Genomic DNA, 15,430 nt, shown 5'->3' with positions numbered 1-15,430 from the left:
AGCGGACGGTATTTATGAAAAGGGTGTGAAGACATTGATGGACCGGCTGATTCGATACTTCAGGACCGACATCTGGCGTATCCGCCTCCGGGACCTGTCCCGGGGGAAAGCCCTTCTCGTGGGAAACCTGCGGGTCCTGCTGGCAGCCGGGCGGGAATTCGCCGAGCATCGCGGCCCCCTCCAGGCCAGCGCTCTGACCTTTTACACCCTACTCTCCATCGTTCCCGTCGTGGCCCTGGCCTTCGGCATCGCCAAGGGCTTCGATTTTCAGTCCGTACTCCAGCAGCGCCTCCTGGAGAAATTCCCCGGCCAAGAGGAGATCCTGACCAACGTATTCTCCTTCGCAAACTCCCTCCTGGCCAGGACGAAGGGGGGACTCGTGGCCGGCGTCGGCGTGGGCCTCCTGTTCTGGACGATCATCAAGCTCGTCGGCAATATCGAGAATGCCCTCAACGTCATCTGGGGAGTCCGGAAAGACCGCTCCCTTTCCCGGAAGATCACGGACTATCTGTCGGTCATGTTTGTGGCCCCGGTACTCCTGGTGGTGTCCGGGAGTGCAACGGTCTTTCTCGCCTCGCAGGCGAAAGTGCTGACACAGAAACTCGAGTTTCTCGGAGCCCTCCAGCCTCTTATCCTTTTCACCCTGAAATACGCCCCCTACTGCATCATGTGGGGCCTCTTCACGTTCCTGTACATGTTCCTTCCGAACACGAAGGTCCGCTGGCAGTCGGCGCTCTTTGCGGGGATCCTTGCCGGAACGGTCTACCAGATCGTCCAGTGGGTCTACATCACCTTCCAGGTTGGGGTGGCCGAATACAACGCCATCTACGGCAGTTTCGCCGCCCTGCCGCTCCTGCTGGCCTGGCTGCAGATCAGCTGGCTCATCGTCCTGGCGGGGGCCGAGGTTTCCCAGGCCCACCAGAATGCGGATTTTCTGGAATTCGGTCCCGACGCGGAGCGGGTAAGCCCCGCCTTCCGCAAGACCCTCGCCCTCTGGGTGGCGAACCGCGTCTGCAGGAATTTTACTGAGCCGGGGGCGCCGCTCACGGCAGCGGGACTCCATCTCATGACGGGGATCCCGCACAAACTTCTGGCGGCGATCCTGAGCGAGCTGACGGAGTGCGGGATTCTGGCGGAAGTATCGGCGGAGCGGCCCGGCGAGGCGGGGTTCCAGCCGGCGGTGGACCCGGACCGGCTGACGATTGCGTATGTCCTGGACGCCCTGGACAGGCGGGGGACGGATGACATCCCCATCCTCCGGACGGAGGCGCTGGAAGAGCTGTCCGCCAGCCTGCGGGAGTTCGAGAAAATGCTTCGGGAATTCCCGTCCAACCGCCTGCTCAAGGCCTTCTGAACGCCGGCCATCACGGCACTGCCTCGATCGAAGCCGGCCTTGCACCCCCACATTCCACACGCACCAGGGATGGAACGCGGCTCAAGGCTCCCTCTTTCAATCCAGCCGGTGATTGTAAGGAGCATAGGTGTACGGCAGCTGGATGTAGTTGAACAGCCGAGTGTCCCAGAGAGGCTTCAGCAGCTTCCCCACGTTCAGGCCGACCCCCACATAAACCTTCCGGCGTCGGCCGTCGTTCTGCCCGGTCAGTTCGTCGTACTCGTCATATCCCCTTGCATAGTAACCCAGATGCAGCTCCAGAGACCCGAGAGGCGTGTCCCGGAAGGCGTCGAACCCGTCCAGCTTGACCGCCGCCAGGAACTTGAGCCGGTCGTAGTCGGTCGTCACGTCCTTCTTGCGGGTACTGGAGCGGAAGGGATCGTATTCGACGCGGAAATCCACCTTTCGGGCGACCTCGGGAAAACGGACCATGCCGTAGCCGGCGGCGGCTCCCAGCACGCTGAACAGGGCATCCTGATAGGAAAATCCGAATTCGCTGAAGGAATCGCCCAGTTCGACGAGCAGCGTCAGCCCGGCGGATGAGAGCACACCCAGCCGGATGGCCTGCTCCTTTTCAAACCCCCAGCGCCGGTACTGGTAGTCGAACAGGTGGCTCAGAACATAGCCTGAATAGAAATGCCCGAGTTTGTCGGCCCCTCCCTCGTTGGAGGTGCGTTCGAACCAGCCCTCGTCCCGGAAGCGGGGGCTCCGCTGCCCGTAATCCCATACGGCGATTCCCCAGCCGATGACCGCCGCCGCGGCCGTTGCATTCAAAAGGACGGCCTTGGTTTCCCGGGAGAGTCCGGCCGCCGGGGGGGCTGCCGGTAAATCCGCCGGTTGCGAGGCCCCCGCCGGGGAGGCGGCAATCCACAAAGCGACGGCAAGAATCAGGACCTTCTCTTTCATGGTCTTCTCCTCCGGATCCGGAATTTAACGGTTCATGGCGGACCGGACGGTCCCTCACGAAGAGAAGAACGGGACACATGAAAAAGAAGCGGCTTCGAATTACAGAGCGGAGGAAAAGAGATTTCAGATCCTGCAGATGGGAAATGGGACGGCCTGCCCGGGCCGGTTTTAAAAAACCCGGGATTTTTATACTTCATTCAAACGATTCTTTCAAGGAGATCACGCGCCCGGAGGTCCTCCTCCAGATCAGTCCGCCCGGGGACGCAGGAGCGCTCCGGCATCCCTTTTCCCATTTCACGGTGGTTGCGATTGTGATAAGGTTTCGCTCAGAAAATCCCATCCAAGGAGGCGGACATCATGGATCGAATCGGCAAGCGGACGAAGACGGCCCGCGGCGTCATGTTTTTTTCCCTTCTGCTCGCGGCGGTCTGGATGCTGGCGGGCTGCGTGGTGGCAGAACACAAGGTCGCGCTGCAGCGTCACCTGTACAAGCCGGAAATCCCCAAGGACGTCACTTCGTTTTACAGCGGGAAGACCATCGACCTGAACGATTTCATCAACAACGACCAGAAGACGAAGCGATACGCCTACTTCAGCGCCGACTCCAGGATTGCGTACGAAGCATCGGTCCCGCTGGACTACTTCGTCATGGACTGTTTCCGTGACGCCATGTGGATGGCGGGCATGCAGGTCGCCCATGAAAGCCCGCTTACCCATATTCCGGACCTGAAGCTCATCATCGACCGCTGGACGGAAGAAGAATTTGACTTCAGCATCCGGATCGAGCGGGACGGGGTCCTGAAGTACAAGAACCAGTATAAGATCAAGACGGTCCAGGTGAGCGATCCGAAAGACTTCACGGCAAGAGAGAAGAATGCCTATGCCACGATCAACCAGGCCGTCGTGGCTGTCCTGAGGGACGCCGGCGTCAAGGCAGCCTTCAGATAGAGGCGAAACGGTCCGAACGGCATAACAGAGCGTCAAAAAAATAACGCCGGGCTCCTCCAGGAGAGCCCGGCGTTTCTTTTTCATGCAAGGGCGAAAATTCCCGGGAAAGGAGACCCGCGATCAGGTGGAATTATGAAAAGTCGGGACTGGAAAGGGCGGAGCGGACCGCGTCGCCGGCGGAAATGCCGGGCGGCTCTTTCCCGCGGCCTGACTTCAGCCGATGGTGTGCAATTTCAGGAGAAAATCCTTGAAGCGTTCCCGGGTCGTTTCCTTGATGTCGCTGATCTGGACGTCGATCGCCCGGTTGTAGAAGGAAAAGCCGCTGTCGATCTGCTCGGGGTTCTCGTCGTCGTCAAAAAACCGTTCCACGAACCGCATGGCCATCCTTCTGGCCTCGACGTCGCTTTTCGCCGCTACCAGATAGTGATGGTGCTGAATCTCATCCTCTTCCCGTTCGGTAATCTTTACCCAGTAATCCGGCATCCCCTTCCTCCTCCGTTTGAGAGAGCCGTTCTACTCTGTTTTTGCCGAAGAAGTCAAACAATTCCTTGGGATCTGCACAGAAAGGAGGGGCTGGTCACAATCGGGCGGACAGTCCCGATCACGCCGACGATCTCTGGTATTCTCTCATGATTCCGGATACGTATCGCCTGGTTTCCTCCGGAAGGCGGTCGGGACGGCGATCCACGTTTCCCATGCCCCAGTTATAGGCAGCCAATGCCCGGGAGACGTCCCCGTCGTAACGATCCAGGAGGGATTTCAGGTACCGTGTGCCGGCATGGACGTTCTCCTCCGGGTTATAGGCATCCTTTACTCCCAGGTCGCGGGCCGTGGCGGGCATCAGCTGCATGAGCCCCATGGCCCCCTTTGGAGATGTGCTCCGGGGATGAAAACCGCTCTCCGCCCGGATCACGCACCGGACCAGAGAGGGGTCGACTCCATACCGGTCCGCGGCCTTATCGATGATCTCTTTCAGTTCAGCCGATTCCGCCATGCTGCCCTTCCGCCCCCCCCCGCTCCGGACCGTGGTCGATGCCGCCTCGGCAACCGACCGGCTCGCCTCGTCGGGAAGGGACCGAGGTGCCGTTTCCCGAACCGTGCGGGCCGCCGCCTCAAGGAGCTGTTCCAGAATCTTTCCGTCCTGCTCCCGCATCTCTCCTGCCTGGTCTCCGGACATCAGCCGGAGGAGCCGGTCTGTCGCCCGGACCTGCATCCGCTCCATGAGGGTCCGAGCGAGTGCGCCGGAATTCTGTACCTGTCCGGCATTCGCATTTTCTGCCGCGGTCAGGGCTTGCTTCAGGAGGGACTCGAAGGCCGCCTCCCCCCGGAACGCTCCGCCGGTGGAACCGGCCGACGATTCGCCGCCTTTCGGGAGAATGTTCCCGATCAGACCCGGATCCGAATTTTTTACGAATGCAACCATGGAATGCTCCCTGTAGATATAAGCGATAAACATACAATTTCCATGCCGAGCACTTCCCGGCCTTTCGGAAAGACGACGCCGAAACGCGTCGCCTTTCCGAAGGCCGGACGAAGTGATGCTCATAGCTTAAAACGATTCTGGAATCGAAGGGTTGATAATCGGAAAGGGTGCCCGTCAATAAAGGCTGAGGAACGCGTCGGCCGCGTCCGGATCGAACTGGGTTCCCCGGTTGCGCCGGATTTCATTCAACGCCGTTTCGACGTCCAGCGCCTGCCGGTAGGGCCTGTTGTTGGTCATGGCGTCGAAGGTGTCCACAACGGCGACGATCCGGGACAGGAGTGGGATGTCCTTACCGGCGAGACCGGATGGATACCCCAGTCCGTCCCAGCGCTCATGATGGTGAAGGATGATTTCCCGCTCCCGGTCGAACAGGGCGATGGGCTTCAGGACGTTTTCCCCCAGGGCGGGATGCTGCTTGATGATTGTGTACTCATCATCCGTCAGGCGCCCCGGCTTGAGCAGGACGTTGTCCGGGATGGCGATCTTTCCCACATCGTGAAGAATGCCGGCCACTTTCAGGCATTCCCGGTCTTGGATGCCCAGCCCCAGAACCTCGGCGGTCCGGATAGCCGCCTTCGTCACGCGGCGGCAGTGCTCCTGCGTGTAGTTGTCCCGCATCTGGACGCAGGCGACCAGCGACTGGAACGTGTCCAGGACGTTGGAAAAGAGGCTCTCGTAGAGGAGCTTGTTCTCCAGGTTCAGCGACGCCCGCTTGGTCAGGCTGACGATGTAATGGAGGTCCTTGTTGTTGAAGATGCCCGAGTATTTCTTCTTCCGCAACGCCAGCACGCCGAACACGGCGCCCCGGATGACCAGGGGAGCGCAGATCAGGGAAGCGGCCCCGCCGTTCCCGTCGGGCGATTGAACCACCAGGGCCTCCCGCTTGTCCACCACCTGGTAGAGAAACGGAATGGCCTTGATTTCATCTCCTCCCGGGTCGTGGGAATGGCCCTCCGCGGTTCGGATCACCTGGGGATGGAACTGGTCGGACTCGGCGTCGAAGATCCAGATGGTCGCCTCTGCCCCGTCGACGACCCGCAGGGACAACTCCGCCATCTTTTCGAAGACCTGCTGGTTGTCGCCCTCGATATTCTCGACGGATTCGTAAATGTGGCTGTGAACGGACAGTTCCTTCTTCTTCTCCGTCAGCTGACTGCTCGCGAGGGCGGATTGCCTGTCTTCCTCGGGCAGCAGATGGCGCTCCCGCAGACAGACTTCAACTTTATAGAGGAGGTCCTGGATGTTGAAGGGTTTCCGGATGTAATCGACGGCCCCCCGCTTCATGGCCGCCACGCCGGCATCGACCTCCGGCTGTCCCGTGACCAGGATGATGGACGAATTGGCCCGGAGTTCCTGGAGACGGTCGAGCAGCTCCATCCCGTCCATGTGTGGCATCATGACATCCGTGATGATCAGGTCATGATACCCGTTCCGGAACTTGTCGAGGGCTTCCAGTCCGTCCGTCGCCTCCTGGACGCTGGTGTAACCGGTCTGGAGAAGGGCGTCGACGATCATCCGGCGGGTGAGTTCGTAATCGTCCACCACCAGGATTCGTCTGTCGAAGAGACTGTCTTCGAGAACAGCATGTGCATTCATGGTCGTCCCATCCTTACGGCTGGTTCCGTTTTCCGACCAGGACGTCCATCAGCGAGTAGGAGATTTTCTCGAAGGCCCCTTCTTTCCGTTCATTCCCCATGGACAGGTCGACGACGTCGGCAGAGTGGTCACGGGCCGGCTCATCCGTTTGGCCGACGCGAATCCGTTCCCGGTACTGCTTCGTGTACGCCTTGATGACGCTGTCAATCTGATAGGTTGAAATGGTCATAGGTGCCTCCTGCACCGCCTCGGTTAAGATTTCTTCTGCTCATATTATCGGCATCCGGCCGCCGCGACTTAAGCCATGAAGCAACATTTCCGGAAATTTTTTCTGGCATGAAACGTGAAGGAATAGTGGTGTTTGTCACCAACGATCCGGAAAGGAATGCCATGGCGGAAACGGTGCGGCGAGAAGACGCAGTGCAGATTCTGAGAAAACTGGACGAGAGCCGTATCCACCTGAAAAAAGGGCATCTTCATGGATGCCTGCATCTTTTCAGGGACACCCTGGAGCGAATCCTTCGGACGCCGATGATCCCGGCGGACGAAAAGATGGTCCGGGAAACGGTAAACAGTCTTCAACAGGATATATCCTCATCCAGAGCATTTCTGGACGAGTTCGGCCCCGTCTCCTTCCGGGACAACGATATCAAGACCACCCTCGACTTCCTCCGGCAGATGCTCCAGATCCAGGTGGACGAACTGTCGATGTCTGTGACGACGCGTCAAAATCCTGACGGAGTCGATGGTGCCGAGAATCCCTCTCCGGAAGCAGCGGAGTTGAAGGCGAAGGATGCCTTGGCGATGATCGAAGAAGGAAGCCAAGATCAGGCCAAGGAAGCCGTCGGCAACGACGAGGTGGCCCTGGCCCTGATTCTGCAGATCTGCAACACCGCCGGCATCGAATTCAGGAAAGCCGGCCTTTTCGACCGCGCCGTCACGGAATTCAGGAAGGCTCTGTTCTTCCACCCCAAGGACGAGGGGCTCTACTACAACCTCGCCCGGGCCTTCATAGAAAAGAAAGACTGGGACCAGGCGGAACAAACCATCCTGGAGGGGCTGAAGACGAAACCGGATTTTCAGGAAGGAAGGGCACTCCTGAAATACATCCGTTTTCAGGCCTCGGCACCCCCCGCCCCCGAGGCACAACCTGAATGAACGGCCATCTGGACGCCAACCTGGCCGCTCTCCGGGAGCGCTGCCCCGCTTTCCTGACCTGGTGGGAGGAATGCCCTTCCCAGCCTGGTGAATATCAGTTGCTCTCCAGCATGTCCGGTTTGCCTGATCTCGAAATCGAGCGTCCCGGAGGCTGGCGCATCATCCTCTACAACAGGGAAAACCCTTTTGAGGCCATGCGCGAGGAATTGGCTGACCGGTCCTTCCCGAAGGGAAGCCTGACCTTCCTGTTCGGCCTGGGACTCGGCTACAGGGCGCTCCATATCTTGAGCATCATGGAGACGGGTCATGCAGTCTTCATCGTGGAGAGAGACCCGGACATACTCCGCCTGGCCCTGACCCTTCACGACTACTCTGCGGAGATCCGCAAGGGAATCTTGATCTTCGCCGTTCCCGAACAGCAAGCACTTCGTCGCGTCATCCATGAAAAGAACGGCGTTCTCTTAACCGGCCGGATCCATCTGTTCCTGGAGGACTTCACCCGCCGGATGGACACCCAGACTGTCATTCTCCACGACACCTGTCTTCGCCAGACAAATGCAATTCAGGTCAACTACAACACGGTTATCCAAGAAGGCGGCAAGATCATCCGGAACGAGTTGGAAAACCTGCCGAAGACCCTTCTGGGATGGAGCCCTGAGGGACTCCTGAGCGGCACCTTTCGAAACCGGCCCGCCATCATCGTAGCGACAGGCCCCTCCCTGCAGAAAAACATCCATCTTCTCCGACAGGCACAGGGGAAGACGCTTATTATCGCAGTCGCCCAGGCCCTTCGAGTGCTGCTGGCCTATGATGTGCGCCCCGACATAATCTGTTCCATTGACTTCGGGGAACCCAACTATTTGGAGATCAAAGATGCCTTCGCCGTCGCGGATATGCCCCTCCTGACCAGTCCTCAAGTTCATCCGCAAGTCCCTCTGGAATACCAAGGGGATTTGTTTGTCACCATGGACCGGAACAACCTGCTTTGCACTCCCGGCAGCGATTTGCCCCCCTTTTTAGGCCATAGCCTTACGGTGGCGCAGGTCGCCTTGAATCTGGCCCTGATGGTGGGGGCGAACCCCATCATCTTCACCGGCCAGGACTTGGCCTTTGGGGAATCCAGCCATATCAGCGGGGCGTTGGCCAGCAGGCCTGTTACGGTCCGCGGCAACCGCGTAATCGCGGAACATGAGCAGGGAGACCATGAACAGGCAGCCTGCTGGGTCCCCGGCTATTACGGAAACCACGTCCTCAGCAATACCTCCCTGTTTGCCTTCCTGGAAGCGATTGAAACGACACTCCGTGATCATCCCGACCGCCGGTTCATCAATGCCACCGAGGGAGGAGCCCATATCGCAGGGACGGAGCGAATGCCCCTGAGTGAGGTCCTGGAGATGCATTGCCACCAGGAATTTCCCGTTACGGAATTTCTTGCCAAGGCACGCATCCCCCTCGGGTCGGACCCGAACCGGCTTTATCTGGAGTTGGAAGAATCACGCCGGCACCTGGAGCGGCTCCTTCGATATGTTGAGAAGCTGGAGCAGATGACCGGCAGGATGAAGACCATGCTTCCCGGAAAAGGAGAAAAGTGCCTGCCGCAGCGAATAAACCAACTGAACGGTCTTAACCGGCAAGTCCTGAAATCGTTTGCTTCCGTTCTGCAGACGCTCGATGAAGGCCGGCTGATTCGCCTGGCCACAGTCAGGATCAGACGCGATTTGATCAGGATCGGCGAACAGTCGCTGGATACGAACGATGCCCGGGAAATCGCCGTTCAGGCAATCCGGTATTGCGAAGAGCTGTGTTCGGGACTGAAGGACAGCTGCCCGCCACTTATGGAAAAGATCGACGACGTTCATCCCGTTCTGAAAGAATATGCATCGGTCGCCGCTGCGCTCCAGACCGCTGCGCCAGGAAGCGATGCGGAGGCGGGACTTCACCTGCGTCAGGGATTCTGCCTGCGTCGGATGGGGGACTTCGTCAAGGCCGCCGTCAAATTGGAAGCTGCGGCCCGCTCGGAGGCTTTTCGCACCGTCGCCATGGAGGAGCTGTTCGCCCTCCACCTGGACCGTAACCAGTTCGGAAAGGCCGGGGAGTGCTTGGAAAGGCTCCCCGACGGACACCAGGCAAAGCAAATGTTCCGGGAACGTCTTCAAAAGAAACGGGAGGAGGACCAGACTCGACATATCGAGACCGCCCGCCGATGCCTGGAAAAGAATGACTTTGTCGGGTGTCTCCTGGAGTGCCGGATCCTGATGATGCGACATGAGCCATCCGGGGAGGTGCGGGAAATAATGGAGCAAGCCCTGGAACTCAGGGAGCAAAAGGTTCTGTCGACGGCACAGCAGGTCCTTAAGGAACAGGAAGAAAAGACCGCCCGGGATGAGCGGAAACTCCGGTTCGAAACAGCCCGGCAAAACCTGTTGAAAAAAGACTTTTCTACGGCACTCGCCCTGTTCCGGGAACTGGTTGAATCGGACCCATCGGATTCAGAAGCCGGGCTGGGCCTCCTGCGTACCTATGAGGGAGCGCAGAGTTGGGAAGCGGCAGAAAAGGAACTCCTCCAGATGACGAACCGCCATCCAGAAAACGCAATGCTTTACAGAGACTTGGGGAACGTTCAACTCCGACGGGGGAAACTGGAAGCGGCGCTGGAAAGCTATCGAAATGCCGTTGACCGGGATCCCGGTTCAAACGGGCCATGTCTCCAGATTGCTTTCGCTCTTTCTTCTTCAGGAAGGACGATCGAGGCGCTCCCGTTCTATGAGCGGTATGTGAAGACGCATCCGAACGACTACCGGATTCTTCTCCAGTGGGCGGATTGCTTTCTACGACTGGGGAGCAGCGCTGCAGCCAAGGTAGGTTACGAAGCGGCCCTCCGTATCCAGCCGGGTTACCCTCCGGCCCTTGAAAGATTGCAACGCCTGAAGCAGGCGGCGACTCCCTGACCCCTGCTCATCTCGTCTTCACTACCGGGCCACCCTTTTGTCCGGCCCGGTGTGGGGAATCAATGCTTACTCGTTACCTTCCTCTCCGGACTCGTCGGTTTCCTCGCCGGCGGAACCACGAAGTCCCGCCGCCAGGTTCAGGTTGATCCGGATCAGAATGTCGAGTTTCTCCGGCTTGGGGAAAGCCATGATATCAAAGCAACGCTTGTCGATGAAACGGCTCAGGGTCAGGATGTCCTCCCGCAGTTTCACGGGCATGGGATTGTTCGGATCGACCATCTCTCCCTGGAAGACGCTCCAGATCTTCTGGTTGTAACGAACGGCCTCGCCCAGCATGCCGTTGCTGCCGCCATTGTCCCAGTTGTCCTGGCATTCCCGGAACTTCAGGGCCGCCTTTGTCAGGACATGTGCCTCGATCTCGCGGCCCGTCATGCCCATTTTCTGTGTCTGCTGATAGGCCTTAACTTGATTCCCGTACATGGTTCACCAACCTCTCTTCATATTCTATCAGTTCCCGGGCCGCTTTCAGGGCCTGATAATATTGCCCGCCCAGGATATGCTCGCTGATCGTGTCGATCAACCCCACCGTGCTGGGAGCCGCTTTCACCACTTCGTTGACAAGTTCCCAATAGGTCCGGTGATACGACTTCATGTCCCCCCCCCCTACGTACATCAGCTGAACGGAGAAAAAGATCCGCTTGCAGGGGGTATCCGCTTCCTCTACCGAGAGGATGTTCTTTCCCCTCAGGAGAGGCACGTTGTTCTCTATGATGAGTTCCGCCCGGGAACTGCCGTTCCGGACGACAGCACCCCCGAGGATAAACCGCTCGTGGGGTTTCAATTCAATTTTCAGGCCCATTACGCCCCCCTGAATGAACCGGGGGGCGGCGGAGGGATTCCTCCACCGTCCCCGGTTTCCTTTGGGTTAGAACAGCTGCAACACCGACTGGGCCGCCTGAGAAGCGAGGCTTAGGGACGTGGTGCCAAGAGACTGACGGGTCTGGAGCATCAGCATGTTGGCCCCTTCTTCGTTTGTGTCGGCCGCCGTCAGATTGTCCGCACCGATGGTCAGGGCGTTGATCATGTTGGTGGTGAAGTCCTGCCGCGCAGTGATGATGCTCAGGTTCGCCGATAGGGTCTGGGACTTTGTCCGGAGCGTGGCAAGGGCCGAGTCGAGTTCCGCAATGGCACTCCCGATCGCTCCGGAACTGCCGAAGGCGCCCGTGGCGATGCCGAGACCGGTCGCACTTCCGTCAAACCCCGTTACCGACATTGTGTTGTCGCCGGCCTCGTTGAATACCACCGTCAGCGTATCGCTGCCCAGGAGGTTCATCCCGCCGTAGCTCGCATCTTCGGCCAGGTCACTGATCTGCGACGCCATGGCGTTGTACTGGGCCGCCAGGTCGGTGGCTTCCGTCGATGTTGCCGAATAGGCGTCCTTGGCAATGCCTTTCATGGTCTCGATGAGATCGATGATCCCCTCGATGCCCGCATCGGCCGCCTTGATGGTCTGGATGGCCTCCCCCATGGCGTCCTTGAGCTGGGACAGGTCGCTGGCCCGGCTCGTGTGGGACGTTGCCGTGAAATAGCTGAGGGCGTTATCCAGGGCACTGTTCACCTTCTTGCCCGTGGCGAGGCGCTCCGACGTCTGGTTGAGCAGGTCATTGGTCTGCTGAAGGCTCAGCAGGGTGTTTCTCATTCCCGTTGTTAACTGAATTGAATTCGACATGACTTTCTTCCTCCTATTCTTGGATAGATATCGGCATTCTTGCCGTTGTTTTTTCATTCATGGTTGCAGTTCATAAACTTCTCAATTCGCCCGTATTGACCGACAGGAACGGTTTCCTCGCACCCCCTTTCCCTTTCCCGCCGTCATGTTTGACCTGGGTTTTTGACACGCCTGCTTTGTTTGCCTGCGGCAACTCCAGACCATCCATGCCCCCCGAATCGACCGGGGAAGACACTTGCAGACGATAAAGCAAACCGCATGCCAAGGATGGAAGAACTTAAACTATTAATATGATTGTGATTTACAAAGCGGCTTAGCCGACGAGACGGTGAGGAGAAAAAAGTGCCGTCAGGCAGAAATGGAAAGGGAAGAAAATTCCGGGGTGATCGAATCGGGGGAATCAGGCGTAGAGGTCGGCCAGCGCGTACGGTTCGAGAAAAGACCAGAACTCGCTTCGTTTCTGCTCCACCGCCTCGGACAGACGTCCGATCCGGTCGGCGGTATCGCGGATCGTTTCATCCGGAGCATTCTCGGGGAGAATGGGAAGCTGCCAGGGATTGCCTCCGGTTCCTGAAGCATTTCCCTCGTCCGTGGAAACGGTACGGATCCGTCCCTGTTCATCAAAGGCGAGGTCCCATATTTTCTGGGCAGTCGGCAGGGGCTCGGAAGCGGACTTTTCTTCCGCCGCATCCGGTTCAGGGGTTGTCTCGGGCCGGAGCTGCTCGATCTGCCTCCGGAGAGCGTCGTATTGTTGCAGTTTTTCCGCCCGCTCTTCACTCCCGGGAGGATAGGGAGGATACGTCTTGAAGATCCCCTGAAGGGAGTCCTTCATCTGGTCGAGCTTGGAAGCGGCCTCCTGGAAAATCGCATCGATCGCCTCTGCCTGGCGGAGGAGCAGATGGGGCTGTCCTCCGTTTGCAGCAGGTTGAGCGGATCCTCTCGACTTCGTCTCACCGGGAGGAGCGGCGACCGCGGACTCTTTGGCTGTCTGGTCGACAGCACCGCTGTATCTGTCAAGGGTTGAAATGTGCATCGCTCCGCCTTCCCCATGAATGGGTGCTCGACCGGGAGGCGGTTGCCTCCCGGTCGCTGAATGGTTGCAAGATCCGGGGAAAGCCTGTCTCTATCAGTGGAGGGAGGGTCCGTCCTCTGCCTGGCTTCCCCGCTCCGTTATATCGTCAACTCCCCGTCGATTAAAACAGGGCCAGCACCGACTGGGCCGCCTGGGAGGCAAGGCTCAGGGACGTGGTGCCGAGGGACTGACGGGTCTGGAGCATCAGCATGTTGGCTCCTTCTTCGTTCGTGTCCGCCGCCGTCAGGTTATCGGCGCCCACGGTCAGGGCGTTGATCAGGTTCGTGGTAAAGTCCTGCCGCGCCGTGATGACGCTCAGGTTCGCCGACATGGTCTGGGACTTGGTCCGCAGGGTGGACAGGGCCGCATCAAGTTCCGAAATGGCGCTGCCGATTGCTCCGGAACTGCCGAAGGCGCCCGTGGCAATGCCGAGACCGGTCGCACTTCCGTCGAATCCTGTCACGCCCATCGTGTTGTCGCCGGCCTCGTTGAAGACCACCGTCAGCGTGTCGCTGCCCAGGAGGTTCATTCCGCCATAGCTCGCATCTTCGGCCAAGTCACTGATCTGCGACGCCATGGCGTTATACTGGGCCGCCAGGTCGGTGGCTTCCGATGCCGTGGCGGAGTAGGCGTCCTTGGCGATGCCCTTCATGGTCTCGATGAGATCGATGATCCCCTCGATACCCGAGTCGGCGGCCTTGATGGTCTGGATGGCCTCACCCATGGAGTCCTTGAGCTGGGACAGATCGCTGGCGCGGCTCGTGTGGGACGAAGCCGTGAAGTAACTGAGTGCGTCGTCCAGGGCGCTGTTCACCTTCTTGCCCGTAGCGAGGCGCTCCGACGTCTGGTTGAGCAGGTTGTTGGTCTGCTGAAGGCTCAGCAGGGTGTTTCTCATTCCCGAAGACAGCTGAATCGTGTTGGAAGACATGGTTTTTCTCCTTTTCTGGGTTTTTTGTCCGGCATTCTTGCCGGGCTTTTTTTATTTTTTTTGGATCTGATGATTGCTTGCTCCGGGTCCGGTCGGACCCTCTCCCGCCGCTGCTACCAGATTTTCCGGATTCCCTGTGTCGCCACCCCCTCTCTCTTTCGTCTCCGTCTTTCCGTGACCATGTTTTGTTGACTCACCATTCCTTTTGATCATCCTATCGACATGCAGGTGGGGAAACTTGAGGGAATTTTTTAAAGCAGAAAAATCGAAGCCGAAACGGGCACCTGGCGCGTTTCGGCGGGAGGGGGATACGGAAGATGCGATTTTCCGGGTTAGAAAAAAAAGAAGGGGAGGAACGGCGGGGGCTATTTCATGAAATCCAGGATCGATATTTCATTCACCCGGGAGGCCAGCTTGTAGGAGGCCTCGAGAGCAAGCTCCTGCTGGCTGAACTGGATGGCCAGCTCTGACGTGTCGGCGGTCTCGGTCTCATCCACCAGGTCGGCCAGCTTTGCATCGAGGTTCGTCAGGTATGCCTTTGCCGACTCCAGCCGCTCCTGCCGGACGCCGTTGACGGACTGGGCCTCAAGGACCCGGGTCGAAAGCGCCTCGAGATCGTCTGCGCCCTGGCCGATCGCGGCGGAATCGCCGCTCGCGAGGGCAGCCGTCAGATCCGCCAGGACCTGGAAGACGCTCTGGCCGTTCAGGTAGAAAACGTCGGACCCCGTGGTACTGTACTCCAGGGTCGACTGCCTGCCGATGGCGACGGTGAGGCCGTCGTCATTGCCTTCATAGGTGAAGGTTTCGTTGCCGAAGGCATCCGTCGTTACGGAAAAGGCGGCCTCGTCCGCACCGGTCCCGGCAAAAAGATAGCGGTCTCCGCACTTTTCATTTGCCAGACTCAGAAGTTCCGTTTTGATCGTTTCAATGGCGTCGGCTGCGATTCCTCTCTGCACGGAATCGGAAGAGACGTTTCCCGCTGCAAGGTCGGCAGCCTGTTCGACCAGGTCCCCGACGCGCCCCAGGACCAGGTCGGTCGTCCGGAGCCAGAGATCCGTCGAGGAGATCTGGCTCTGATACTGGGCGATTTCACTCCGGGCGGAATCCCACACCATGAGGTTCTCGGTTCCCGAGGGATCGTCGGAGGGATGGTTGATCCGCTTTCCCGTGCTCAACTGCTCCACGATATCGGTCGTTCCCGTCTGGGCCGATTTCATGCTGGCCAGGGTCGTCTGATACCGGACTCCTTCCGTGATGCGCAGGGTCATT

15 protein-coding genes are annotated in these 15,430 nt (G+C 58.9%); 4 read left to right on the top strand and 11 right to left on the bottom strand.

Annotation, left to right across the window (positions count from 1 at the left end; genetic code table 11):
* Positions 1–25 precede the first annotated feature (25 nt).
* A complete protein-coding gene (locus tag HPY65_09820) occupies positions 26–1,354 on the top strand; it encodes a YihY family inner membrane protein (GenBank protein NPU84773.1) in 1,329 nt (442 codons plus the stop codon).
* Between the two features lie 96 nt (positions 1,355–1,450).
* Here HPY65_09820 and HPY65_09815 read toward each other — a convergent pair whose 3' ends face one another.
* Entirely contained in the window at positions 1,451–2,299 is an 849-nt protein-coding gene (locus HPY65_09815) for a DUF2279 domain-containing protein (protein ID NPU84772.1), read from the bottom strand.
* Between the two features lie 357 nt (positions 2,300–2,656).
* Between HPY65_09815 and HPY65_09810 the strand changes: the two genes are divergently transcribed.
* Positions 2,657–3,247 (top strand): hypothetical protein, encoded by a 591-nt coding sequence (locus HPY65_09810; GenBank protein NPU84771.1) that lies wholly within the window; start codon positions 2,657–2,659, stop codon positions 3,245–3,247.
* A gap of 213 nt (positions 3,248–3,460) precedes the next feature.
* On the opposite strand, the gene HPY65_09805 is transcribed toward HPY65_09810, so the two are convergent.
* The 4 genes from HPY65_09805 to HPY65_09790 form a co-directional block, all read right to left on the bottom strand.
* On the bottom strand, positions 3,461–3,730 hold the full coding sequence (locus HPY65_09805) for a hypothetical protein (protein ID NPU84770.1): 270 nt from the start codon (positions 3,728–3,730) through the stop codon (positions 3,461–3,463).
* 118 nt (positions 3,731–3,848) lie between these two features.
* On the bottom strand, positions 3,849–4,400 hold the full coding sequence (locus HPY65_09800) for a lytic transglycosylase domain-containing protein (protein NPU84769.1): 552 nt from the start codon (positions 4,398–4,400) through the stop codon (positions 3,849–3,851).
* A gap of 444 nt (positions 4,401–4,844) precedes the next feature.
* Entirely contained in the window at positions 4,845–6,326 is a 1,482-nt protein-coding gene (locus HPY65_09795) for a response regulator (GenBank protein ID NPU84768.1), read from the bottom strand.
* 13 nt (positions 6,327–6,339) lie between these two features.
* Positions 6,340–6,555 carry a hypothetical protein gene (locus HPY65_09790; protein ID NPU84767.1) on the bottom strand — a complete coding sequence of 72 codons (216 nt, stop codon included), beginning with the start codon at positions 6,553–6,555 and terminating at the stop codon, positions 6,340–6,342.
* Between the two features lie 107 nt (positions 6,556–6,662).
* Here HPY65_09790 and HPY65_09785 point away from each other — a divergent pair, with 107 nt between their 5' ends.
* Both HPY65_09785 and HPY65_09780 read left to right on the top strand, forming a co-directional pair.
* Positions 6,663–7,484 (top strand): tetratricopeptide repeat protein, encoded by an 822-nt coding sequence (locus HPY65_09785; protein NPU84766.1) that lies wholly within the window; start codon positions 6,663–6,665, stop codon positions 7,482–7,484.
* The gene (locus HPY65_09780) at positions 7,481–10,432 is read left to right on the top strand and encodes a DUF115 domain-containing protein (protein ID NPU84765.1); all 2,952 of its coding nucleotides are present in this window, start codon (positions 7,481–7,483) and stop codon (positions 10,430–10,432) included. Before HPY65_09785 ends, HPY65_09780 begins: the two co-directional genes overlap by 4 nt.
* Positions 10,433–10,498: 66 nt before the next feature.
* Here the strand turns inward: HPY65_09780 and flaF are convergent, their stop codons facing one another.
* The 6 genes from flaF to HPY65_09750 all read right to left on the bottom strand — a co-directional run bounded on the left by flaF (position 10,499) and on the right by HPY65_09750 (position 15,429).
* Positions 10,499–10,912 (bottom strand): flagellar biosynthesis regulator FlaF, encoded by a 414-nt coding sequence (flaF, locus tag HPY65_09775; protein ID NPU84764.1) that lies wholly within the window; start codon positions 10,910–10,912, stop codon positions 10,499–10,501.
* Positions 10,893–11,291, bottom strand: a complete 399-nt coding sequence (locus HPY65_09770) for a flagellar protein FlbT (GenBank protein NPU84763.1) — start codon at positions 11,289–11,291, stop codon at positions 10,893–10,895. Before HPY65_09770 ends, flaF begins: the two co-directional genes overlap by 20 nt.
* A 66-nt stretch (positions 11,292–11,357) precedes the next feature.
* The gene (locus HPY65_09765; protein NPU84762.1) at positions 11,358–12,161 is read right to left on the bottom strand and encodes a flagellin; all 804 of its coding nucleotides are present in this window, start codon (positions 12,159–12,161) and stop codon (positions 11,358–11,360) included.
* Positions 12,162–12,561: 400 nt separating this feature from the next.
* A complete protein-coding gene (locus HPY65_09760; GenBank protein ID NPU84761.1) occupies positions 12,562–13,194 on the bottom strand; it encodes a hypothetical protein in 633 nt (210 codons plus the stop codon).
* A 160-nt stretch (positions 13,195–13,354) separates the two neighbouring features.
* Positions 13,355–14,161, bottom strand: coding sequence for a flagellin (locus HPY65_09755; protein NPU84760.1), 807 nt, complete (start codon positions 14,159–14,161; stop codon positions 13,355–13,357).
* Between the two features lie 365 nt (positions 14,162–14,526).
* The gene (locus HPY65_09750; protein NPU84759.1) at positions 14,527–15,429 is read right to left on the bottom strand and encodes a hypothetical protein; all 903 of its coding nucleotides are present in this window, start codon (positions 15,427–15,429) and stop codon (positions 14,527–14,529) included.
* Position 15,430 lies beyond the last annotated feature (1 nt).

The sequence above is a fragment of the Syntrophaceae bacterium genome, assembly GCA_013177825.1.
GTDB lineage: Bacteria > Desulfobacterota > Syntrophia > Syntrophales > PHBD01 > PHBD01.
Note: the sequence above shows the minus strand (reverse complement) of the source record. Positions and strands in the feature narration are given on the sequence as shown.